An 18,572-nucleotide genomic window follows, 5' to 3' on the forward strand; every position below is an offset into this window, starting at 1 on the left:
CCTTTCGGCTATGTGGGCTCAGGTGCGGGCGACGGCCTCTCTGGCCAGGCGGATCGCGACGGCGCCGTCGTACCGCCCCTCGTGTTGGGCTTTGAGCAGCTTCATCACAGCTCCGATGTTCGTGGCGCCGGCGGCAACTGCCGCCCCGATTGCCGCCGTCAGTTCGGCCTCGGACATCAATGACGCTGCTTTTTCAGCGTCTTGCTGCGCTTTAATCCCCATGACCTCGTCGTGGAGCCCCTGGAGAATTTCAAGTTCCCTGATCGCCACGTCGGCGCTGCGGCCCAGACGGGTGAGGTCCTGGACTTCTTTTTCCAGCGAAGCGCGCTGCGCCGCTGTGACGCTGGCGATCAGGTCGAGCTGGGCGGTTCCCGGCTTGTTCTTGGCCAGGGTCTCGGTGTCGCCCATCACCCGGCCGAGCACCGCGGCGGTGGCGGCAGCGCCTTGATCAGCGTCGGTGCGCGCCGCCTTGCGGGCCTGCAGGTGGCGGGATTTCAGGGTGGTCAGGTCCATAGGGGGCTCCTGGAAGCAAAAGGACTGAAAAGGGGGTGCGCGAAGTCAAAGAATAATTGACGGGAGGGATGCGCACCCAGAGGGCCAGCCTCCATGGAGAAAGACAGGCCAAAGGGCTGGAAGACGAATAGGCGGAATGTATTGGATGGAGCAGAGGGATGACTGTTCAGGAAGCCAGCTGAGGAGGGTACAGAAAAGCTGCGGAAGGCGGACAGACGAATTTTTCGCCAAAGGAAGAGAGAAGGATGCCTGTCCAGGGCGCCGCAGCGTCGAGCCAGAGTCTGCCTGATCTGACGCTGGCGAGCATCTGCCAGAAGGCGTAGCCGTCTCCGGGTGCCCTGGTGCGTGTCTGGATGAACCTGTATCGCCCGCCACCACCCGGACGCGGGTGGCGCCACCTCTAGGGCGAGCCGAAGACATGGCATTCCCGTCGCACGCTGGATGCAGATGAGGACCGATGTTGCCTTTCCCTGTATTCCAATGTCCCGAGAGACGCCTTTACTGTGCGTCTTCGTACCAGCCGCGAAAGTCCCGAAGGGCTTGAGCGAGAAGATGTGGAAGAACCCCATCCGGTCTACCCAGCATGATGCCGACACGGTCTGCCGTTGCGAAGCCTTCAGACGTCGAGGTATGAGAGGCTCCAAGAAAAGGCATAGCGGTCAGTCAGATTGCTCTTTTCCCTGGCATCCAGGAGCGGGGATGCCGTTGGTTGTTCACTGACGGAAGTCGCTGTGAATCGCCGTCCACTTGCCGAATGAAAAGGGGTCCAATGGCAGCATCCACCATGGCCCAGGGACGTGCCCCGCTTCCAGCCCAAGTACGCCACAGCGGTCAACGCACGGCAACTTGCGCGGCAGCGTCGACACTGAGCTGCCGGGCGATCAGCGGGATGCGCCGCTCCAGCCGGAATCCGAAGCCGGTCCAGGTCCACTCGCTCAGGGCGACCGACGGCGCGGCTCGTCCGCTGGGATAGCGCCCTTCCAGCGTCACCAGGTGTCCGTCCGGCAGCACAGTTAAAGCGACGACGGGCTGAAACAGCGCGCTCCCCACCCAGACGGCGCGGTAGGTTCCGTCCGGCCCGGGCTTAAGGACAGCGACGTGGGCACTGTCGCCGTGTGCGTCCCGGCTGGCGGTGATGGGTGAGTCGGCGGTTGACCAGCGCGTGATTGGCCAGTCCCGCCAGGGCCTCCAAACCGCCAGCACGCATTCCAGGCTGCCGTCACCAGTCACATCGGCATACACCTGCGAGCGCACGTCCCAGGCTTCGGGCAGACGCAGAGGCGGGCAGGGCGGGGGAGGCCGCAACGCCGCGCTTGGAAGGAGGGTGCCATCTGCCTGGGGTGTATGCCAGCCGCCCGCATCCCCGCCAGCCACCGCCACACCCAGAAGGAATAGGACAGGCAGAAAGGGCTTCACCGGCAGGCCTCCAGCCCCAGCCGGGCGAGAATCCGGGGGCGTTCCCTCCCATTGGCGGGCGAGACGCGGCCCGCGCGGTAACGGGTAGGGACGGCGCAGGCGCTCCAGCCCTGCGCTGCGCGCGTCGCCCGCACCACCGCCCCCACCCGCGTGTCGGGGTAGGGCTGGTCCAGCAGCAGGTTGCCCAGGCTGTACAGGACCAGGGTGTAACCCAGGCGTTCGTGGCCTTGCAGCACGTGCGGCCCGCTGCCCACGATCAGATCTGCCCCCGCCGAGGCCAGCTCGCGGGCCAGTTGGCGCTGGCGCGACGTGACCGGGCCATACTCCATGCCCCAATGCACGCCCACCACTACAGTCTGCGCCCGTCTTGCCCCCTCCCGAATGGCGGTTAGGGGGGGCGGCGTCCTGTGGTCGTCGAAGAAGGCAATCCAGGCGATGGAAACGCCGCGTACCCGCGTGATGGTCAGCTCGTGCGCGACGGGCACGAGACCCTCTCCCCGCAGCACCTGTCGCGTCTGGGCCTGCCCCGTCGTACCGCCGTCCAGCGCATGGTTGTTCTCCACGCCGAGATGGGTAAAGTCGCTCAAGACAGTCACGCCGGCGGGTGGTCCGCGCAGGTCCAGCCCGTTGCCCTGGTGAGGTCGCGTGGTCAGCGGCGACTCCAGGTTGCCAAAGGTGGCGTCGGCCACGAGTGCTGCACGCACCTCTGAGAGGGCGGCACTCCAGTCTGGGGCATTCATCTGCGCCACGCCGCGCGCCACACTCACGTCCCCGGCCAGCGCAAATGTCAGAGGTGTGGTGTCCTCACGTCCGCCGGATGTCAGGGCCAGCACAGCCAGCAGGCCCAGCGCACCTCTCACTTCACCACGGTGCCGTTCAGCCACGGGTGCATCGGCGGCAGATTTCCGGCCTTCAGCCGCGCCCGCCACGCCTCATCGGTCAGACGCCCAGCGGCGGGAGCGGTGAACTCGTACTGCGAGTACACCCCGCCGCGCGCGATCTGCTGCCCACCGCGTCCGTCTGGGACGACGGCATACAGCTCGTAGATGGTGCCAGTAGCCTCTTCCAGCACGAGGTTACCTGCGGTGGCCACGTCCGCCACCACGCCCGCGTAGGGCGGCTCGTCGAAGGAGGGGGTACCGCCGTCCTCCCCACCTTCGGGGTCGGTGCTGGCGAGTTTGAGCTGCTCGAGCCAGCCCCCGAAAAAGTGGATGCGGTCATAGCTGTCGCGGCTCAGCGGCTGTCCGGCCAGTTCCTTGGCAGTGGCCGCCCGCAAAAAGCCCAGCATGTCGCGCAGGCTCTCCAGATTGCTGGCCGTGCGCTCGGAGAGAATCTGCTGATCGGTCAGCACACGGCGGGTCAGGGCTTCCAGACCCAGCAGACGGGTCCAGACGGCCGCGTTCGGCTCCACGTAGCCGCGCGGGTGCTCGGGTTCCTCGCCCGCGCCCATCTCGGCCATGACCTGCTTGGCGTACAGCAGCATGTCATGCCGCAGTTCGGTCCACGATCCCAGAGTGGTCAGCATCTCCTTGCGCGTCCAGGCCGGGGTCCGCATGAAGGCGGGATACCGGTCGTCGCGCGCTTCCGGCGCGGCGAGCGCCTGCAGCACATACAGCCAGCCGCTGTAGACATTGGCATTCCAGTCGGCGGGTTTCAGGGCCGCGAATTGCGCGCGGGTCTTCTGCATCTGCGGACCGTAATTGGCATATGCGGTGTCGCCCAGGCTCCGCAATTCGTTCAGCGCCGCGTCGCTTCCCATGGCGGCAAGGAGGTCCAGACCACGCGGAAGGGCGCGCGGCTTCTGTTCGGTGCCGACTTCCCGGTAGACCAGTTGTTGCAGCGCCGCGCCGTCCAGCGTGAAGCGCTGCCCCAGCAGCCGGAAGCCCAGCGTCTCACGCTGACGCACGGCCACGCCTTCACCGGGCTTGGCCACCACAAAGACGCTGTTGACGCGCGGCGGTGGCAGCTGGGCCAGAGCGGCCTGGAACGCCTTTAGGGTGGCAGGCTCGGCCAGCCTGCGGATGTTGCCGCCCGTCACCCCTTGAAGGGCTGAGGCGTACTGCCGGTAGTTCAGGTCATCGCTCGCGCCGATCAGCAGGGCGGTGGGATCGTACAGGCGCGCCCAGAGTTTCTGCGCCTGCGCATCCCCGCTCATCAGATGCGTGATCAGCGCCGCCGTGCGCGTCTCGTCGGGTTGCGTCACCCGGAGGTTCATGCGGCCCAGCCAGCTCAGCGTACGGAAGTAGCGTTTCAGCGTCTCGGACCGCGTGTAATGGCCGCGTGGCACGTACTGCGAATAGTCCTCCCGCAGCCCGGAGCCCGCGAAGATGGGCGACGGCGCAATGCCCGCGTGGGCGTTGATCAGTTTCAACTCTGCGGACACCAGGGGTGCGACCTCGGCTGGAACTGGGGACGCCGGATCCGCCAGTTTCTGAGCGACGGCCAGATACGCCAGTGCCCGCCGCGCGTCAGCCTCCAGCGGGGTGCCGGCCAGCGCCTTCACCTGTCGCTGTGCGCCCCCTACCAGCCGTGCCGTCAACTCGCGGGCCGTCGGTGCAAGCGTCTCACGTTCCAGGTCGCGCAGCAATTTGTCGAAGACGAGGTGATAGATGTGCAGCACCGAATCAGTGGTCACAAAGACTGGTTGCTCGGCGTAACGGGTGGCCTCGTATACGGCGTCGAACTGCCGCCACTGGGCGGGCGTGATCACGAAGCCCTGGCGGGTGAGGGCAGCCCGCTGCGCCGCGTTCACGGCGGGCAGACCCAGATCCCGGTTGCCCCTGAGCAGGCCAGGATTGCTCAGGGTGTCGAGGTTGACTGGCAGCGTGAATGAAGCAGCCTTCGCGCCAGCAGAGAGTGTTACGAAACAGGACACGGCCATCACCAGGCGAGAGCGCATCATATTGTTCATACAGTACACAGCGGGGCGCGTCCTTGTCGCCGAGGTTAGGTAGTTCACGGGGTTGACCAGGGGATTTTCACGGGCAATCAAATTGCACTTTTCGTGAAGGGGAGATGTACCTTGATAGGCATTCCTCCTGAGGGAAATCGGCCCTGCTTGCCCGCCGTCCGCGAACCCTGGCCCAGTAACTTGGAGGCGGTTGCGTCGGTTAGTCTTGTTCGACGGGGCCACTGCCTTCCAGCAATAAAAAAAGCCTCACGCCGTGATGGGGTGGATCTAAATGGCGATCAGGGTTCTAGGTAACTCTCTGGACGAGGGCCATGAATCGTTGTTAGAGCGTGGGATTTACTTCCCGATGACGTTGCCCTACGCGAGAATCACATCTTCAGGGCCGTCAATCCAGACGCCGGCATACCAGACCTTGGCACTGGTCAGCACAAACTTGTCGTAAATGCCATTGTTCACCTCGACCAAGTCCAGGCTCTTGTATTTTAACTCTGCCGGGATCTTTGCGCCAAGGGAGTTGGCCAGCGCGTCGGGTTGCCCTTTCAGTACAGCCGCCCGTGGTAGTGGCATTTGCCGTTTAAGGTTGCGCCAACGTCTTCCAGCAAATCAACCATCTCGTCGGAGAAACCGTCATCTATGAGCTCGAGGGCGCCCTCTAGAAGCTGGATGCCCGTGAGATCGAATTTGGTCATAAAGACCGTGGTCAGGGTCGACGGCATCACTAGCAAAGAGACGGCGATCAGGAGAGCAAATTTTGCATCACGCTCCAGTATCAAAGGCGGTTTCTTTGCTACGCGATGGGAAGGGGATGGAGTGCCCTAAGCGGACATTGCCGGGTCAAAGCTTGAAACCCTTCCGTTCTCCGAAACAATGGGGATCCTTCACCGAAGAAAAAGCCCCACACACTGTGGGGCGGTCTTCCTGCCGCACTCGGGCAGGTCCTGCTATTGAGGAAAGCGTAATCCTCCAGCTGTCACAGCGATATGACGTTCGTCCCAGCCATTGAATTACTCTTTAAGGCAGAGAATAAGGATGTCTTGCACTCTCTAGCAAGTAGAAGACCCCGCGTGTTATTCGTGCGGGCGCTTAACTACGTTTAGTTTAGCTGGCTTTTGGGAGGGCCCGGGCGGCGTGATACACCTGCCTAGCTTCAGCGGGCGTGAGTTCGGTCAGGTTACCCACTTCTCGTCCGATCACCTTCGCGGCGTAAGCGTTGTACTCCGTGTCCCGTTCTGCTGTGTCCTTGAGAATTGTTTGCAAGGAGGCCAGCAAATCTGAGGCCTTCTCCTTGCTCAAGGTGACTCTGCTCTGTGCTGACAGCAGCAAAGCATCAGGTCGGGGCGCAATCTGGCGGGCCTCCTGCTTGTCTCTGAGAACTGGGGAGGGTGGGCCATGGCTCGCCGTATGTCCGTCATCGTCCGTATCTGCCACGATGCCAAGCGCCGCGCTCAGAGCGTAACGCCGTAGGTAGGTGATGGCAGAGCCGACACTTTGCGCCGTTTCCTGCCCCTTCGGGTCTTTGGCAGGGGTGCGGGCGGTGTTGGCGATGTACTCACCGGACTCGTGCAGGATGATGGTTTCGAGCGCCACATATCCCGGCCCATCACTGACGGGAAGTTGCACAATGCTCAGCCCGTTGCTGGACAGGGCATGCCGACATGCGGCCCACACACTGGCCAGATCGGCATACCTGCTGCCGAGGTGTGGATTTTCGGAGGTTTTCAGTGCCGGCTGGACGGCAGCCTGCGCTCTGGAAAGCGCTTTAGCCAACTCACCAATGGATTCGCTTTTTTGCACATCTATCTCCAAAATGGGCCGCGCTTGACTGATCTGGGCGCCTGTCGTAATTCGACGCTTAGTTGTGGCCGATTTTCCTCAACAACCTGAGCTTCCCAGGCTTACTACGTACACAGCATAACCTTAAGCCTTAATTGTCCTAGTATCGGAATGACCACTTTTTGCTACTGTACTTTCCGGTGGCGCCTAGTCTGCATCTCAATGTCAGCACCCCAACAACTGCATACGACGCTGACCACCACTGGGCAATTGCTACAACCATATGCGGCACTCCACAGCGTTCAGGTGCAACGGGTGGTGAACGATCTGGTTGAGGGCCATGCCCCCCGTGATGCTAGCGACGTGGCTACCTTGCTGGCTCTGACCCTGCACGGCATCCCGAAGCGGCAGAGGTCACGCGCTCGGGCCTGAGGATATTCACCTGCTGTTAGCGGCCGCCGTCTAAGTGACGGCGGCCGCTTGGAGTAACCGTGTCTCTCTACATGGGAGGGAGCGAAGGCACGCTCCTATGGTATGGAAAATACTGAAGTGCCTCTGGTTTCCACATTATTGAATGCGGATCCGAGGCTCAAGGACTGACAAGGGAGTAGTGTTGCCGCTCCTCAAAGACGAAGCGTTCCGAGATTAGATTACTTGCTCGGAAATCACTCCTGCGCAGGGGCTCAAACCAGAATTCGTCTGCGTTGTACAACTCAATGGAAGCGCTTAAATGGCGTACTGCTTCTAAGTAATCGAAGAGCTGGATAAAATTCACACGGTTTGTCTGAAATTCCTGGAGGTCTGCTTGTGTGGGTGCCGTCCAGTCGAGTTCGAAGGCAAAGGGGCCGCCGCAGCCAAGATGAGAGCCTATGGAATACACATGAGGTTGACTGAGAGAGCGGCGAGCTCCTTCTTCGCGTTATTGGATGCGCTTAACTGTCGGCCCTGGAGCCCTATCGTCCGAGATGATTTCTGGAAGAGGGACGCTTGAGGCAAGAAACAGGTGATTGCACATGCGCTCACTGTAGCCAGCATCCATGTGTAGTGGGGCTTCGCGAAAGCAGGACTTTGTCACTCTCGAATGGCGTGGGCTGTTACGCTCTGGTGTGTTTCTGCAAGAAGGCCACGTGGCCGCCCACCTTAACGTCATCGGCTACCAGTTCCCTGAGCTGACTGATGTCGAACTGGACTCAGACTGGCTGCTGATTCAACTCCGCCTTCAATGGGCGGGCATTGCTGGGAGCGAACAGACCCTGCCCTCACCACCTCCGAGTTGGAAGGCCTGGCGGCTTGGCTTCTTGAAGTCGCGCAGCATGCTGCCGTGTTTGGCGGGTGGAAGCACAACCGCCTCTCCACACGGTGCTTTTTCACTGAGCCCAATCTCGGTGTCGAGGCTTTGAGCGGGCACCCCACGGGACGGCCCGTCACGCTCCGCCTGTTGCTCAGCGCAGAGTTCCTGCCGCCTTTCAAGGCCCTGTTGCCCACTGACCCTTTCGACGACAGCTCAGAGGTCTGGCTGGACTTTGGGGTAGATGAGGCGCAACTGCGGGCGCTTGCTGACCAGATTCAGAGGCATCTCCAGCGCTTTCCGGTGCGTGTCGGCCTCAGACGGCCCTCTCTTCTCTGAGCAGACTGAACCCTTGAGCTTGCCCTACAGCGCGTTCAATCAGGACTGCCGAAGTACTCATCAACCCATTCGACAAGATCGTCGTCAATATCTGGGCGAGGAATAAGAAGGGCGTCGCGCGCCTTCAGACTCGTATTGCGCGTGAGGGCAAGCAACGCTGCGGACCGTTCGTCATCGTCTCCTTGGTGGTAAACCTGCCGCAAAGGTGCAACCAGCCGATCATCCGGAAAGAGCGCACTGAGTCCTGCAGCCTGATAACGGACACCGAGATGTGGGCTCTGGAGCGCAGTCACGAGGTGCGGCACGACTACCGATGCAGGCTGTGGAATAAAGGCGCAACAAACGAGTTGATAGACCCCGAAACCACTCTTGTCACCACAGGCTCTGAGGAGCAAAGGAAGACACTCAGGGTCAGGGTGAGCTTCAAAGTGCTTTCGCGCCTCGTCGAATTGAGTGAGGAGACTGCGCCCAAGCTCAGGGTAAAGGGCCAAGGCATCATCGGAGGGAAGGGGTTGGTGGGCGCGCAAGAACCTGAGGGCCTCGTCACGGGTCATCGACTCATCCTAATGGCGCTGGTCCCTCCAGCGCCGGCCATACGTGTGCGCGTGAGGGTGAGGAGAGCAATGCCCCCGTATCCCTTCTCTCCTCGCTTCTTCCCCTATACCAACCTGTCCCGCCCGGATCGCGCGTAACCCCTTTCCAAACCATCCGTTTCCATGCTCAGGGCGTGTTGGGGGTACTCCCTATCGGGAATCATGCGGATGCACTTGCTTAGGAAATCGGTGCGATGCCACTATCCCCGTTCCACTCCCAAGAGGTCTAGTAGGTGCGGAATATTGTTCTACTTGCCTTGTTTTTGTCAATTTCTGGCCGCTTCAGCTCCCATCAATTTGACCTCCTGAGGACAGAACTTGCTTAGGGAAGGTGTGAGAAGGGTGCAGTGGGGGCGGCACGCGAAGCGTTGAACTGAGCCGGGACGCTTAGGACCTTTTCCGTATCAAGGGCAGCATTGAAGGCCAAGACGCTGGCGGTGTAATCGGTGTTGGGGGCCAGCACCGATGAGGCGTAAGTGGCTGGGATGGTTCGGGTGAAGATGTAGGTGCCTGCGACGGTTTCTCCCCCATTAACGATCCGGGATGAGTAGACGACGGCATTATTGACGGACGGCCAGGTCACCCTGACTTGGGTGCCATTGTCGCTAACGGTGACTGGATTCGGAGCGTCCAGAAGATTGGTGACACGGACTGGGCCAGATGTGGCGGTATAAGTCTGCCCAGCAATGTTGACGGAAGCCTGGTAGATGCCCTCTACGACAGGGATAAAGCCAGTTACCAACCAATCGACGTATCCCTTGGCGTTCACCATCAGGTTCAGCGGCTCATCCTTGTTCCAGCCCTTCGGGCCATTGACGGTGACCTGAGTGTCCTGGGTCACCGCACTGCCGTCCGACAGGGTCAGCTTCACCAGCAGCGCCGTGCCAGTGGTTGGAGCGCCTTGACCTGAGAAAGTGCCTGCAGCAAGTTGCATCACCGGTTTCGGCTCAGGGTTTGGCTCTCCCACGGTGGGCGAACTGCACGAAGCCAGCAGGAGCGTCAAAATTAAGGTTAAACCACCGTATTTACGCATTAAGTCTCCATGGTCTGGCACTTCTGCGCCAGAGTGAATTTGAACAGAGGAAACCGTTCTGCTACTGATTTTCAAAGGCAGTTCCCGTAGTCATCCTTACCTGATTGCCTTTTCTCGTAAACACGACGCATAACAAGCAGACCATGGACACCTGCGGCCTGAGCGTAGCGAGGGTTTCTGAGGTGACCCATTATCTCATCTCCTGTCGGACGAGTCACTATAGGGCCCCGTTTGATGGTCGGCACGTGGACGAGCAGGGTCAGGCGGGCCGCCAGCACTGCGCCCGTCTGCCCTGTATCCCCCCGGCATCCCGTCCCAGCCGGATCGCGCGTAACCCCTTTCCACTATCCATTCTCAGGCTCAGAGCGTCCTGGGCCTCTATTGATAACAGGCTAGGTTTGTATTGAGTCTGAAGACAACAAGCTTGAGAAGGACGGATAAGGGTGTACAGTCATTTCAGGTGCCCCGCTGCCCCAGCGAGCGGAGGCGCTGAAGGTGGTTGCGTCGTCCGTCAGCGTTGTCTCCGCCGGGCTTCCCGGCATTGGAGGAACCATGATTGCCCGCCCTAGATTGCTCGGCCTGACGGTATTGACCCTGGCCCTCGCTGCCTGCGGAGACAAGCCCCTCACGCCCGAACCTTCGCTGATCCCGACGGCTACCATTACTTCCGGCGCAATGGAAAACGGCACCAATGAGGATCCTTTGCCCACCACCGTTACCATCACTGGGACAAATCTCCAGGGGGCCACGCTGGACTTCGGTGGCGAAGGCCCCGGCACTGATCTGATGATCAACCCGGCAGGCACGGTTCTGACGGTTACCGCCCCGCCGAATCAGGCGGGGCGCCGTCCCGTGATTGTCAGCACCCCGTACGGCAAGGTCAATGCCGGGGTATACACCTTCCGGCAACCCACCCCCAGGCCCAAAGTCTATCTGCTGAAGGTCAGCCCCACCAGCGGCCCTGCGGCGGGCGGCACTGTGGTCACGCTGGCCTTCGACGGCAGCCTGACCTACAACCCGGCGGACCCACCCGGTTTCACCATTCCGGACGTGTATTTCGGCGCAGTTAAGGCAACCGGGGTCACCGCCCAGATTCCGAATCCCGGTCCTGGCCCGTCGGATCAGAACACCATTACCGCCATTGCGCCCGCTGGCACCGGTTTCGTGGACATCACCCTGAAATGCCCCGTCGCCAGTTGCTATACCTTCAGCACCACCAATTCCGTGCCGTACCACTACCTACCGTGATGGACCTGTTGCAGTTTGAGATATTGGCCAGTGGCCGGTTTCTTTCAGCACGTGCAACCTGACGTTACTGAATTTGCCAGTATGTGACGGGCGATGGCGGCCCTGCGGGCTGATTGGTTTATGTCGTCAGTTCGCCCCGGCCTCGTCGTCACCCCGGCTGCTGGCCTGCACGTCAATGGTCCGCAGTTGCTGGAGCTTCTGCGCCTGGCGCTCCTGGATGGCCTGCCGGGCATCGTGGCTCAGCTGCACGATGTGGTTGACCGTCACCGTCTGGTCGACTCGCTTAAATTCGCCGTACTGTTCGCGATCCCAGGCACGCATCAGGAACTCGTTGGCCCGCACGGCGGCCATCGCCATCTTCGGATCCGTGCTGTTGGCAATGCGGTACAGGTTCTCCTCAAGCGTCAGCATCCGAGTGCGGGTCATGAACTTGACCACAGCGTCGTTGAAGGCCGGGTACTCGTCACGCCAGCGCCAGATGGTGGCCACGCTGACCCCACTGGCCTTGCTGGCGGGGTTGATCATGCCCTCACTCTGGAGGTGCTGCAGGAACGAGGCCATGCGCTCGTTGCGGCTGCGCTGTGCCGGCGTCCACTTGGCGGGATCACCGGGGTAGAACGTCAGCGGCATCTGGTCTTCGCGAGGGAGAGTCATGCGCCCATGCTGCGGGATAGCTTCCCGGGGGTTGGCACACCTGAGGCGTGTCGGTCAAAGTGGATTCCCACAGAGGGAAAGCAGACTGCTCAAGTGACTAGACTGATCCAGATGCTCAATGACGCTGTACCCGTGATGACGCTCGAAAGCCTCCGCGTCCACCTCTATGCCGTCCGTGATCAGAGTCGCCTGAAGATGGTAGAAGAACAGGTGCTAGCCCCTTCATGGAGCGCGGGCCTCTTGGTTGAGCGACTGCTCGCTGAACAACTGATTTCAGAAGGGGTGATTCAAGTTGATGTCTGGCGAGAGGCCATGTTCAGTCCGGACGGCGACGATGTCCGCACGCTACACATCCGCTTGACCTGGAGCACTGGCGAGATCCTAGAGGTGTACCTGTTTGATCATCCCAGTATGGAAATCCTTCTAGTGCCACCTGAAGAAGCCAGAGCTCCGGGCGGCCTCGATCTCAGCATTGACTTGGACGATCCAGAGAATAAAGCTTGGGCTGAGTTGCGCTTATGGGGTGAGGAATTCCTTCCTGACCCTTTCCTAGAAGACCAGAATGAGACCTTCGCCGACACTTATTGAGAACGGCATAAGTTGACACCGATCTGGGTGAGCAGAAATGCCTCGCGTGCCGTGCGATCAGCGCACGAACGGTGTGGAGGTGATCAGCGTTACTTCCAGCGCTCGATCGCCTCGTGCGGAACTGTCCTCCAGACCGTGTCTGACAGCAATATCCCTGCTCCATTGTTTTGCTTATCGGTAGACGTGTTCAGGCGCACCAGAGCGTTCCAGCCGCGGGTCAGCTTGAGATTCACCTGGATGCTGTTCTGGTTCACGCTGATGGAGTTGGACTGCTCAAATCCCCGGAGACAGCGTTGCTCTCCTTGCACTGTCACGTCTTCCGGGACATAGACCAGTTGGGACATGGCAAGGGCGAACTGCTGGTCATAGGCTTGCAGATCATGGGAAAGGACCCGCCCTGCAGGAACGGGCGGTGACGTCAGCGGCTGCATCTGCTGCTGGAGATCTGAGAGGCGCACAAAGAAATAAGTCGATTCCGGCAGCACCACATTGATGCTTGCGGCCGCCTTCAAGCCGTCCATCACACACAGACCACCGACCCACCCGCCCATAGAAAGAATGGATTGCAAGGTCTCGGTCCTGCCAGGCTTGAGCGGCGTGGCGCCAGTAATGCGGCCGTCGGGCTGGAGTTGAGCTGCGGGCACCAGGGTCTGGTCAGGTCCGGCATACAGCGGAACCACCTTCGTCCCCTTCCAACCCGTGACTGTTCCAACAGGCTGGTAGGACTCCCCCAATGCGAAGGCGGTGTACTCGGGCAGGGGCCGCGCTGGAGTGTCCACGTAATACGGGCGCAGTTCCACTTCTGTGAGGGGACGTACGGGAGTTTGGGTCGACTGATCGCCACACCCGCTCAGGAGGGGGAACAGGAGCAGGCAGGACAGCAGACGGCGCATCCAGAGAGTCTAGACGACGCGTGGAGGTGCCGGCACCGCACTTGTGGAGAACACCCAGAGACTGGGTCCCTGTGATGTGGCCACGCTGGGCGGCACGTGAGGCCATTCAAATCAGTGTCAACTTACGCCGTCCTCAGTAGTGGTCTGATTCAGAAGAACCTGGACTGTAAATCGACGATTTTCTCCTCAACATCAGCCGGGACTCGATTACCTTGAGCCAGTGCGCCATGCCATCTACTTTGACCCCCACGAGTTTGACCCCCCCGAAAGCGAGCAGCATCTGGAAGTCCATTGGGGAACGTCGTGGACTAGCCTCGAGTGGCTGCTGTTAAGTCTTGAACTTATTATGGAAAAATCGGGCTCAATGATGGAGTTATCGGTCTGGCGAGAACAAGCATCAAAACTGCTTCGGACGCCACTCAAGCCTCACGTCACTGAATTGGAGTTCGTCAAGCGCGGCTGGGTCGCAAGAGATTCAGGGGATGAGTTCATCATAGTCGGCGAGGGGCGAGGTCAGTGGGTGCTCTTGAACTGGTACACCACAGCGTGAAGTCGATTTCTCCTCGGCTCAACTCTCAACATTCATATGACTCGGCCCAATAGTACGAGGCCTCGTATGGGCGATAAATTGGCGGTGAAATGAGCGAGGCCTATAGGTATGGGATGCACAGGTAGGGGGTCTAAAGGTGGGGTACCCGCCCCCTCCTCGCCTCCTGCCCCAGCAGCATTCAACGGGCTTTTTTACAGGACGAGTTTCATTCCCTCGTGCGTCGCGACGTAACCCAGGCGTTCATAGAATCGGTGAGCATCGGTACGCCGTTTGTCAGTCGTGAGTTGAGCAATCGTTGCACCATGTTCGCGTCCATACTGCGCCGCCCACTGGAAAAGTGCTGAGCCTAAGCCTGTACCGCGTGCCGATGCAGACACCCTGACAGCTTCAATCTGCAATCTTGTCGCACCTTGACGTGCCAAGCCGGGAATCAGAGTCAGCTGCATGGTTCCGACGATGTCATCTTGTTCATTGAAGACTGCCACTAAAAGTTGATTCTGGTCACGATCGATTGCTTGGAAGGCTTGAATATAAATATTAAGCATCTCAGATTCTCGTTGTGATCCGAGAACATCATCCTGTAAAAGTGCGACGAGTGCTTCAACGTCTTTCAATTGCGCTCTTTTGATTCGGAAATTCTGCTCACTGAGCGTTATCGTGTGCATACGTTCAATCCTGACTCTCAGGCCAACAGGCGGGAGCGCAATTCTCAGGGACTTCAGGCTGACTCAATGCTGTTGTTGCGCTGGCGTGACACTGACAGAGGTGCATAAGATCGCCATGCCGAAGCGCATTGCCGCCTTTATCCAGAAAGTTTAGACCTCATCACTGGTTTCCTCTCCAGGAGTGGTGCTCGCGGGGTCACTGGTGATCATGCTGCCGGAAGAAGCGACATCCTGCTTGTCCAAGCCACGTTCCTCATACTCGTCCGCGATCCGGGCCTCAGCTCTGGCGTCCTTGAGAGCATCCCGGTGTTCATCCGTACGGCCCATGAATTGAAGGTCCACATTGGTAATCTCGCCCTCCGTCAATACCTTCTTGTCGTCCGTTCGATCATCTTTCATTCCTCAAGCTATCTGGGGGCTGCAGGTGCGCTGTGAGGGCCGTATGAAGGTGTAAGGGGTCAACTCGCCTTGTACCAGAAGGCTGGAGACTGGGTCATGTGTAGGTTGGGCCATCAGCTCATATTTGGAACGCACAGGGAGGAGCCGGCGCGATGGTGTCCACTAAGGCAGAGCGCCGGAAGCGCCAACATTTTTTGCCAAACTTGAAACCGGGTAGTACGTCAGCAGTGGCTTGATCCCGGATGGTGTTGGGGTGGAGGCGCAGCAGTTGGGCGGCCTCCTCCACCGTCAGGACGTCGGCAGCCAGCAGCTGGGCCGCGATACGGTCTGCAATCTGATCCAACTCCGCACCAGTCAACATGTCGAGTCTCCTGGAGTTGGCCCCTGTCGTGGGAAGCACAGCGTGCGAGACGATCCGGCGTGGTTCACATTGGGGAATACAGGGCCTCCATCATCATGTCCCACTGAACCCTTGCGCTTCACTCAAGGCGCACCACCTATCGAACATTTCCCGATTCCCTGGTACTGGGATGTGAGCCACGGAGAAGATTGCCGCTATACTAGTCACGAGTGTTCTTTATTTCGGACTGACCCCGGGGTGCTCTAAGCAATCTCTCTGGGGCCGTTTCGTATGTGGAATTCAAGGAGTGGAATATGCCCGCAGGAAAAGTGAAATGGTTTAACGCAGAGAAAGGCTTTGGCTTCATCGAAACACCTGGCAGCCCTGACGTGTTCGCGCACTTCAGCGCGATCCAGAGCAGCGGCTTCAAGAAGCTGAACGAAGGCGACGAAGTGGAATTCGAAGTCGAAGACGGTCAGCGCGGAAAAGGTCCCCAGGCCAAGAACATCGTCGTCACGAAGGCTGCACCGGCATCCGGGTTCAGCGACCGCCCTCGCCGCGACGACCGCTGGTAATCGAACCAGACTTTCAAGCTGAAGAAGGGAGCCTTTACGGGCTCCCTTCTTTTTGGCGGATTCAGCTTAGAGAGGGTCCGAAAGAAAGCCTGTCAAGCGCGGGTTCTGGGTTGCGTCCAGCGCTTCATGCCGAGGGCAGCGATGGCGGCAGCGCCTTCAGCAGTATCCGGATCGACCTCGAATTGGGCCAAGACGACGGGCCACTCGCTGGGGGGCGGGATATCACGGGTGACGGGACAGCGTGACCATACCGTCAGGCAAGGCAGCGCGTCAGGGTTGTCCAAATCTTCGCCAGGGCGAAGCCAGACGGGGCGCTGGACGGTCTGCCGCATCAGGCGCCCAGAGGGCAGGCGACTGGTAAAGATCAAAAACTCAGGCTGCTTGATGACATCGACCAGAACGGGAACAACACGGCGCGGGTCTGACATGGTGACAACCTCCAAAAGGAAAAGAGGGCAGGGTGGCCCCCTGTCGAGTTCAAGCAGCGAAAGCGCGAGCAGCGGGATACAGGCGGGCCAAGTGCCGCCAGACGGCGCGGGCCTCTGATTCCGTCAGATCTGACAAAGTGGGCAGCGGAGCCCACTCGCCCAGGGCAGCGGCGGCCAGCGCGTAGTGTTGGGCATGGGGAAGGCCGACTTTGCCCATGATTCGGTGCAGCTCGCACGCGCGGCCCTTGCCGATGGTGGGCGGGGTGTCCAGCACTTCGGCAACGACGATCAGGTGATCAGCGCCGGACAGGAGGCGCGCGGCGTCCAGCACGTCGACCGACTTCCCGTCTACGGTGACCCTGAAGCCGTCCGGGGTGCGGGACATGGTGAAGGTGTGGGTGGCCGTGCCTGTGATGACGCTGCATTCCCTGTATGTGGTGTGAGCATCCCAAGTGCGGGACAGGACGCGGGGCTTGATATCGTGCATGTTGCTCCTTTACTGCTGTAGGGAGTCAGTCAGGGACGCTTCTCTTCGCGGGGTAGGCGTCCCTGACTGCTATTGACAATGTTAAGCGCTATGCTTAATCTTGTCAATAAGCAAACCGCTTAACGTAGACTTGGGAGGATATGGACGTGAACGAACGAATACGCGCACGAGTACGGGCAGAAATGGTTCAGCAAAACTTGACTCAAATTGAGCTGGCGCGGCGACTGGGAATCAGCCCGCCTGCTCTCTCCCAGATCATGAGCGGTAGGCGGGGAACTATGCCGGAAAGTCTGATGAATGTTCTGGAGGCGCTGGGCCTGACCCTTGAAGCTGTTCCTAAAAAGGACGGCTGATCATGACCACCCCCAAGAAGGCGAAGGTACGCGGCAATGGCGAAGGCACGGTCTGGAAAGAAGGCGAGGTCTATCGCTGGCAGGTTACGCTGGGATTCAAGACTGACGGGAAACGCATCACCCGGTCAGGCCGTGCGGCCAGTAAGAAGGCGGCGCATGACGCCATGAACAAAGTTCAGGCGGATTACTCGCGCGGATTGATCGGGGAGCCAGCAAAGGTCACAGTGGCCGAGTACGCCGGGCGCTGGCAGCGTCGGCAGTTGCAAGTCACGCCCCGGACGGCGAACCAGTACGGTGACGAGCTGGCCTATGCGCTCGAACACATCGGGGACATGCGCCTTCAGGACGTGCGCCCCCACCACATGAAAGACCTCATGGTGACGCTCTCCAGACGGCAGATGTATGGGGGCACGGTCATGTCGCCCCGTACTCAAGCGCGCGTGCTGACCCGGTTGCGCTCCGTGTTCCGGGAAGCGGTCACGGATCAGATTATTTACGTCAACCCGATGGAGGGCGTGCGGCAGGTCAAGGCGGCGTGGGCCGTATCGGCAGGGGAGGCGCTGGACTTCGATCAAGTGGCGCGGCTGCATACCCTGGGGACAGCGCTCCATGCGGCGGGTTTGTGCCGGCAGTGGCCCGCCATCTTCACGGCAGTCAGCATCGGTCTGCGGCGCGGGGAGGTCATGGGCCTAACCTGGCATGACGTGGATTTAGAGCGGGGCGTGCTGCGCGTTCGGCAGACGCGGGTCATGGGCCTGGAAGAAATCGAGACGGGCGATCCCAAGACCGTCAATTCACGGCGGGACATTCACCTTCCCGCCTCGCTGGTGGCCGTTCTGCAAGATCACCGGACGGCCCAGGAGAAGGAGCGTCAGGCGGCGGGCAGTGCATGGGCAGGCACGGGTGCGGTGTTTGCTACGGCGTTGGGCGAGTGGACGCACCCAGACAACCTCAAGCGCGGCGTCAAGCTGCTGGTGGACTGGTCAGACCCGGCGCGGCTGGAACAGCAGATGGGTAAGCGGTCAGTCTGGCAGGGCGTGCCGCGTGAGAAGCGGGCCGCACTGATGGCGGCAGTACAGGCAGGGGAGAAGTTGCCCAGCATCTCACCTCATGACCTACGCCACACCTTCGCCACGCTGGCCCTTCGCCGGGGCGTGCCGGTGGAAGTGGTGTCTAAGGTACTCGGACATGCGCGGGTGTCAATCACTCTGGATGTATACCGACACGTCATGGACAACGAGCGACGGGCGCTGGTGGTGGACCTCTTCGACGCGCCACCTGTGGCTCCAGCTTTCAGCCTTCCTGCACTGAACTGAGGCACTACTACACCGCTATTACACCGGGCGACTGAAAATGGGCGGCTGCAGGAGAGGCGCAAAAAAGAAACACCGTCTAGGACGGTGTTTTCTTTGGTGGAGGCTTGGGGATTCGAACCCCAGACCCTCCGCTTGCAAAGCGGATGCTCTCCCGCTGAGCTAAGCCCCCTCAGCGGGGCGCAGACTAGCAGACGTGGGGACTGAATGACA

24 protein-coding genes and 1 tRNA gene are annotated in these 18,572 nt (G+C 60.4%); 8 read left to right on the plus strand and 17 right to left on the minus strand.

The genetic code is table 11. The features are described 5' to 3' along the window. Nucleotides 1-18: 18 nt before the first annotated feature. The 7 genes from HNQ08_RS07715 to HNQ08_RS07745 form a co-directional block, all read right to left on the minus strand. Nucleotides 19-513: a hypothetical protein gene (locus tag HNQ08_RS07715; RefSeq protein ID WP_184129438.1), complete on the minus strand. Its 495-nt coding sequence runs from the start codon at nucleotides 511-513 to the stop codon at nucleotides 19-21. A gap of 831 nt (nucleotides 514-1,344) precedes the next feature. Then, nucleotides 1,345-1,929: a hypothetical protein gene (locus HNQ08_RS07720; RefSeq protein WP_184129440.1), complete on the minus strand. Its 585-nt coding sequence runs from the start codon at nucleotides 1,927-1,929 to the stop codon at nucleotides 1,345-1,347. Next, nucleotides 1,926-2,789 carry a CapA family protein gene (locus HNQ08_RS07725; RefSeq protein WP_184129443.1) on the minus strand — a complete coding sequence of 288 codons (864 nt, stop codon included), beginning with the start codon at nucleotides 2,787-2,789 and terminating at the stop codon, nucleotides 1,926-1,928. Before HNQ08_RS07725 ends, HNQ08_RS07720 begins: the two co-directional genes overlap by 4 nt. Then, entirely contained in the window at nucleotides 2,786-4,831 is a 2,046-nt protein-coding gene (locus HNQ08_RS07730; RefSeq protein ID WP_229789988.1) for a DUF3160 domain-containing protein, read from the minus strand. The genes HNQ08_RS07725 and HNQ08_RS07730 overlap by 4 nt, the downstream gene beginning before the upstream one ends. 366 nt (nucleotides 4,832-5,197) lie before the next feature. Beyond that, entirely contained in the window at nucleotides 5,198-5,407 is a 210-nt protein-coding gene (locus HNQ08_RS07735; RefSeq protein WP_184129449.1) for a hypothetical protein, read from the minus strand. Continuing rightward, nucleotides 5,380-5,529, minus strand: coding sequence for a hypothetical protein (locus tag HNQ08_RS07740; protein ID WP_184129452.1), 150 nt, complete (start codon nucleotides 5,527-5,529; stop codon nucleotides 5,380-5,382). Before HNQ08_RS07740 ends, HNQ08_RS07735 begins: the two co-directional genes overlap by 28 nt. A 409-nt stretch (nucleotides 5,530-5,938) precedes the next feature. Then, nucleotides 5,939-6,634 carry an ERF family protein gene (locus tag HNQ08_RS07745; RefSeq protein ID WP_184129455.1) on the minus strand — a complete coding sequence of 232 codons (696 nt, stop codon included), beginning with the start codon at nucleotides 6,632-6,634 and terminating at the stop codon, nucleotides 5,939-5,941. Between the two features lie 201 nt (nucleotides 6,635-6,835). Between HNQ08_RS07745 and HNQ08_RS07750 the strand changes: the two genes are divergently transcribed. Both HNQ08_RS07750 and HNQ08_RS28190 read left to right on the plus strand, forming a co-directional pair. Beyond that, on the plus strand, nucleotides 6,836-7,045 hold the full coding sequence (locus HNQ08_RS07750; protein ID WP_184129458.1) for a hypothetical protein: 210 nt from the start codon (nucleotides 6,836-6,838) through the stop codon (nucleotides 7,043-7,045). A 790-nt stretch (nucleotides 7,046-7,835) separates the two neighbouring features. Continuing rightward, the gene (locus tag HNQ08_RS28190) at nucleotides 7,836-8,240 is read left to right on the plus strand and encodes a WapI family immunity protein (protein WP_425321337.1); all 405 of its coding nucleotides are present in this window, start codon (nucleotides 7,836-7,838) and stop codon (nucleotides 8,238-8,240) included. A gap of 35 nt (nucleotides 8,241-8,275) precedes the next feature. Here the strand turns inward: HNQ08_RS28190 and HNQ08_RS07760 are convergent, their stop codons facing one another. Together HNQ08_RS07760 and HNQ08_RS07765 are read right to left on the minus strand one after the other, a co-directional pair. Continuing rightward, the gene (locus tag HNQ08_RS07760; RefSeq protein WP_184129461.1) at nucleotides 8,276-8,794 is read right to left on the minus strand and encodes a HEAT repeat domain-containing protein; all 519 of its coding nucleotides are present in this window, start codon (nucleotides 8,792-8,794) and stop codon (nucleotides 8,276-8,278) included. Between the two features lie 361 nt (nucleotides 8,795-9,155). Next, nucleotides 9,156-9,866, minus strand: coding sequence for a hypothetical protein (locus HNQ08_RS07765; protein ID WP_184129464.1), 711 nt, complete (start codon nucleotides 9,864-9,866; stop codon nucleotides 9,156-9,158). Nucleotides 9,867-10,418: 552 nt separating this feature from the next. Between HNQ08_RS07765 and HNQ08_RS07770 the strand changes: the two genes are divergently transcribed. Further along, the gene (locus HNQ08_RS07770; RefSeq protein WP_184129467.1) at nucleotides 10,419-11,114 is read left to right on the plus strand and encodes a hypothetical protein; all 696 of its coding nucleotides are present in this window, start codon (nucleotides 10,419-10,421) and stop codon (nucleotides 11,112-11,114) included. A gap of 126 nt (nucleotides 11,115-11,240) precedes the next feature. Here HNQ08_RS07770 and HNQ08_RS07775 read toward each other — a convergent pair whose 3' ends face one another. Continuing rightward, on the minus strand, nucleotides 11,241-11,768 hold the full coding sequence (locus HNQ08_RS07775) for a hypothetical protein (protein ID WP_184129470.1): 528 nt from the start codon (nucleotides 11,766-11,768) through the stop codon (nucleotides 11,241-11,243). Nucleotides 11,769-11,879: 111 nt separating this feature from the next. On the opposite strand from HNQ08_RS07775, the gene HNQ08_RS07780 reads away from it, so the two are divergent. Further along, entirely contained in the window at nucleotides 11,880-12,356 is a 477-nt protein-coding gene (locus HNQ08_RS07780; protein WP_184129473.1) for a hypothetical protein, read from the plus strand. An 89-nt stretch (nucleotides 12,357-12,445) separates the two neighbouring features. Here the strand turns inward: HNQ08_RS07780 and HNQ08_RS07785 are convergent, their stop codons facing one another. Then, complete coding sequence (locus HNQ08_RS07785) at nucleotides 12,446-13,036, minus strand: hypothetical protein (RefSeq protein ID WP_184129476.1); 591 nt, start codon at nucleotides 13,034-13,036, stop codon at nucleotides 12,446-12,448. Between the two features lie 433 nt (nucleotides 13,037-13,469). On the opposite strand from HNQ08_RS07785, the gene HNQ08_RS07790 reads away from it, so the two are divergent. After that, the gene (locus HNQ08_RS07790; RefSeq protein ID WP_184129479.1) at nucleotides 13,470-13,799 is read left to right on the plus strand and encodes a hypothetical protein; all 330 of its coding nucleotides are present in this window, start codon (nucleotides 13,470-13,472) and stop codon (nucleotides 13,797-13,799) included. A gap of 191 nt (nucleotides 13,800-13,990) precedes the next feature. Here HNQ08_RS07790 and HNQ08_RS07795 read toward each other — a convergent pair whose 3' ends face one another. The 3 genes from HNQ08_RS07795 to HNQ08_RS07805 all read right to left on the minus strand — a co-directional run bounded on the left by HNQ08_RS07795 (nucleotide 13,991) and on the right by HNQ08_RS07805 (nucleotide 15,224). After that, a complete protein-coding gene (locus HNQ08_RS07795) occupies nucleotides 13,991-14,464 on the minus strand; it encodes a GNAT family N-acetyltransferase (RefSeq protein WP_184129482.1) in 474 nt (157 codons plus the stop codon). Between the two features lie 150 nt (nucleotides 14,465-14,614). Next, nucleotides 14,615-14,863 (minus strand): M-like protein, encoded by a 249-nt coding sequence (locus HNQ08_RS07800; RefSeq protein ID WP_184129485.1) that lies wholly within the window; start codon nucleotides 14,861-14,863, stop codon nucleotides 14,615-14,617. A gap of 118 nt (nucleotides 14,864-14,981) precedes the next feature. Then, nucleotides 14,982-15,224, minus strand: coding sequence for a helix-turn-helix domain-containing protein (locus HNQ08_RS07805; RefSeq protein WP_221284066.1), 243 nt, complete (start codon nucleotides 15,222-15,224; stop codon nucleotides 14,982-14,984). A gap of 293 nt (nucleotides 15,225-15,517) precedes the next feature. Here HNQ08_RS07805 and HNQ08_RS07810 point away from each other — a divergent pair, with 293 nt between their 5' ends. Continuing rightward, nucleotides 15,518-15,778: a cold-shock protein gene (locus HNQ08_RS07810; RefSeq protein WP_184129488.1), complete on the plus strand. Its 261-nt coding sequence runs from the start codon at nucleotides 15,518-15,520 to the stop codon at nucleotides 15,776-15,778. Between the two features lie 92 nt (nucleotides 15,779-15,870). Here the strand turns inward: HNQ08_RS07810 and HNQ08_RS07815 are convergent, their stop codons facing one another. Both HNQ08_RS07815 and HNQ08_RS07820 read right to left on the minus strand, forming a co-directional pair. Further along, nucleotides 15,871-16,206, minus strand: a complete 336-nt coding sequence (locus HNQ08_RS07815; protein WP_184129491.1) for a hypothetical protein — start codon at nucleotides 16,204-16,206, stop codon at nucleotides 15,871-15,873. Nucleotides 16,207-16,255: 49 nt separating this feature from the next. Beyond that, the gene (locus HNQ08_RS07820) at nucleotides 16,256-16,693 is read right to left on the minus strand and encodes a hypothetical protein (RefSeq protein WP_184129494.1); all 438 of its coding nucleotides are present in this window, start codon (nucleotides 16,691-16,693) and stop codon (nucleotides 16,256-16,258) included. 140 nt (nucleotides 16,694-16,833) lie between these two features. Here HNQ08_RS07820 and HNQ08_RS07825 point away from each other — a divergent pair, with 140 nt between their 5' ends. Together HNQ08_RS07825 and HNQ08_RS07830 are read left to right on the plus strand one after the other, a co-directional pair. Continuing rightward, nucleotides 16,834-17,046, plus strand: a complete 213-nt coding sequence (locus HNQ08_RS07825; RefSeq protein WP_184129497.1) for a helix-turn-helix domain-containing protein — start codon at nucleotides 16,834-16,836, stop codon at nucleotides 17,044-17,046. 2 nt (nucleotides 17,047-17,048) lie between these two features. Further along, nucleotides 17,049-18,362 carry a tyrosine-type recombinase/integrase gene (locus tag HNQ08_RS07830; protein ID WP_184129500.1) on the plus strand — a complete coding sequence of 438 codons (1,314 nt, stop codon included), beginning with the start codon at nucleotides 17,049-17,051 and terminating at the stop codon, nucleotides 18,360-18,362. A gap of 94 nt (nucleotides 18,363-18,456) precedes the next feature. Here the strand turns inward: HNQ08_RS07830 and HNQ08_RS07835 are convergent. After that, a tRNA-Ala gene (locus HNQ08_RS07835) sits at nucleotides 18,457-18,531 on the minus strand. Between the last annotated feature and the right edge of the window lie 41 nt (nucleotides 18,532-18,572).

The sequence above is a fragment of the Deinococcus humi genome (assembly GCF_014201875.1).
Lineage (GTDB): Bacteria > Deinococcota > Deinococci > Deinococcales > Deinococcaceae > Deinococcus > Deinococcus humi.

What these genes read in the sequence shown, in the direction of transcription:
- HNQ08_RS07820 (WP_184129494.1), bottom strand. Translation starts at nt 16,693, where the DNA reads ATGCACGATATCAAGCCCCGCGTCCTGTCCCGCACTTGGGATGCTCAC.
- HNQ08_RS07715 (WP_184129438.1), bottom strand. Translation starts at nt 513, where the DNA reads ATGGACCTGACCACCCTGAAATCCCGCCACCTGCAGGCCCGCAAGGCG.
- HNQ08_RS07730 (WP_229789988.1), bottom strand. Translation starts at nt 4,831, where the DNA reads ATGATGCGCTCTCGCCTGGTGATGGCCGTGTCCTGTTTCGTAACACTC.
- HNQ08_RS07750 (WP_184129458.1), top strand. Translation starts at nt 6,836, where the DNA reads ATGTCAGCACCCCAACAACTGCATACGACGCTGACCACCACTGGGCAA.
- HNQ08_RS07815 (WP_184129491.1), bottom strand. Translation starts at nt 16,206, where the DNA reads ATGTCAGACCCGCGCCGTGTTGTTCCCGTTCTGGTCGATGTCATCAAG.
- HNQ08_RS07830 (WP_184129500.1), top strand. Translation starts at nt 17,049, where the DNA reads ATGACCACCCCCAAGAAGGCGAAGGTACGCGGCAATGGCGAAGGCACG.
- HNQ08_RS07740 (WP_184129452.1), bottom strand. Translation starts at nt 5,529, where the DNA reads ATGACCAAATTCGATCTCACGGGCATCCAGCTTCTAGAGGGCGCCCTC.
- HNQ08_RS07775 (WP_184129470.1), bottom strand. Translation starts at nt 11,768, where the DNA reads ATGACTCTCCCTCGCGAAGACCAGATGCCGCTGACGTTCTACCCCGGT.
- HNQ08_RS07765 (WP_184129464.1), bottom strand. Translation starts at nt 9,866, where the DNA reads ATGCGTAAATACGGTGGTTTAACCTTAATTTTGACGCTCCTGCTGGCT.
- HNQ08_RS07760 (WP_184129461.1), bottom strand. Translation starts at nt 8,794, where the DNA reads ATGACCCGTGACGAGGCCCTCAGGTTCTTGCGCGCCCACCAACCCCTT.
- HNQ08_RS07735 (WP_184129449.1), bottom strand. Translation starts at nt 5,407, where the DNA reads ATGCCACTACCACGGGCGGCTGTACTGAAAGGGCAACCCGACGCGCTG.
- HNQ08_RS07825 (WP_184129497.1), top strand. Translation starts at nt 16,834, where the DNA reads ATGGACGTGAACGAACGAATACGCGCACGAGTACGGGCAGAAATGGTT.
- HNQ08_RS07780 (WP_184129473.1), top strand. Translation starts at nt 11,880, where the DNA reads ATGCTCAATGACGCTGTACCCGTGATGACGCTCGAAAGCCTCCGCGTC.
- HNQ08_RS07805 (WP_221284066.1), bottom strand. Translation starts at nt 15,224, where the DNA reads ATGTTGACTGGTGCGGAGTTGGATCAGATTGCAGACCGTATCGCGGCC.
- HNQ08_RS07770 (WP_184129467.1), top strand. Translation starts at nt 10,419, where the DNA reads ATGATTGCCCGCCCTAGATTGCTCGGCCTGACGGTATTGACCCTGGCC.
- HNQ08_RS07795 (WP_184129482.1), bottom strand. Translation starts at nt 14,464, where the DNA reads ATGCACACGATAACGCTCAGTGAGCAGAATTTCCGAATCAAAAGAGCG.
- HNQ08_RS07800 (WP_184129485.1), bottom strand. Translation starts at nt 14,863, where the DNA reads ATGAAAGATGATCGAACGGACGACAAGAAGGTATTGACGGAGGGCGAG.
- HNQ08_RS07810 (WP_184129488.1), top strand. Translation starts at nt 15,518, where the DNA reads ATGCCCGCAGGAAAAGTGAAATGGTTTAACGCAGAGAAAGGCTTTGGC.
- HNQ08_RS28190 (WP_425321337.1), top strand. Translation starts at nt 7,836, where the DNA reads ATGGGCGGGCATTGCTGGGAGCGAACAGACCCTGCCCTCACCACCTCC.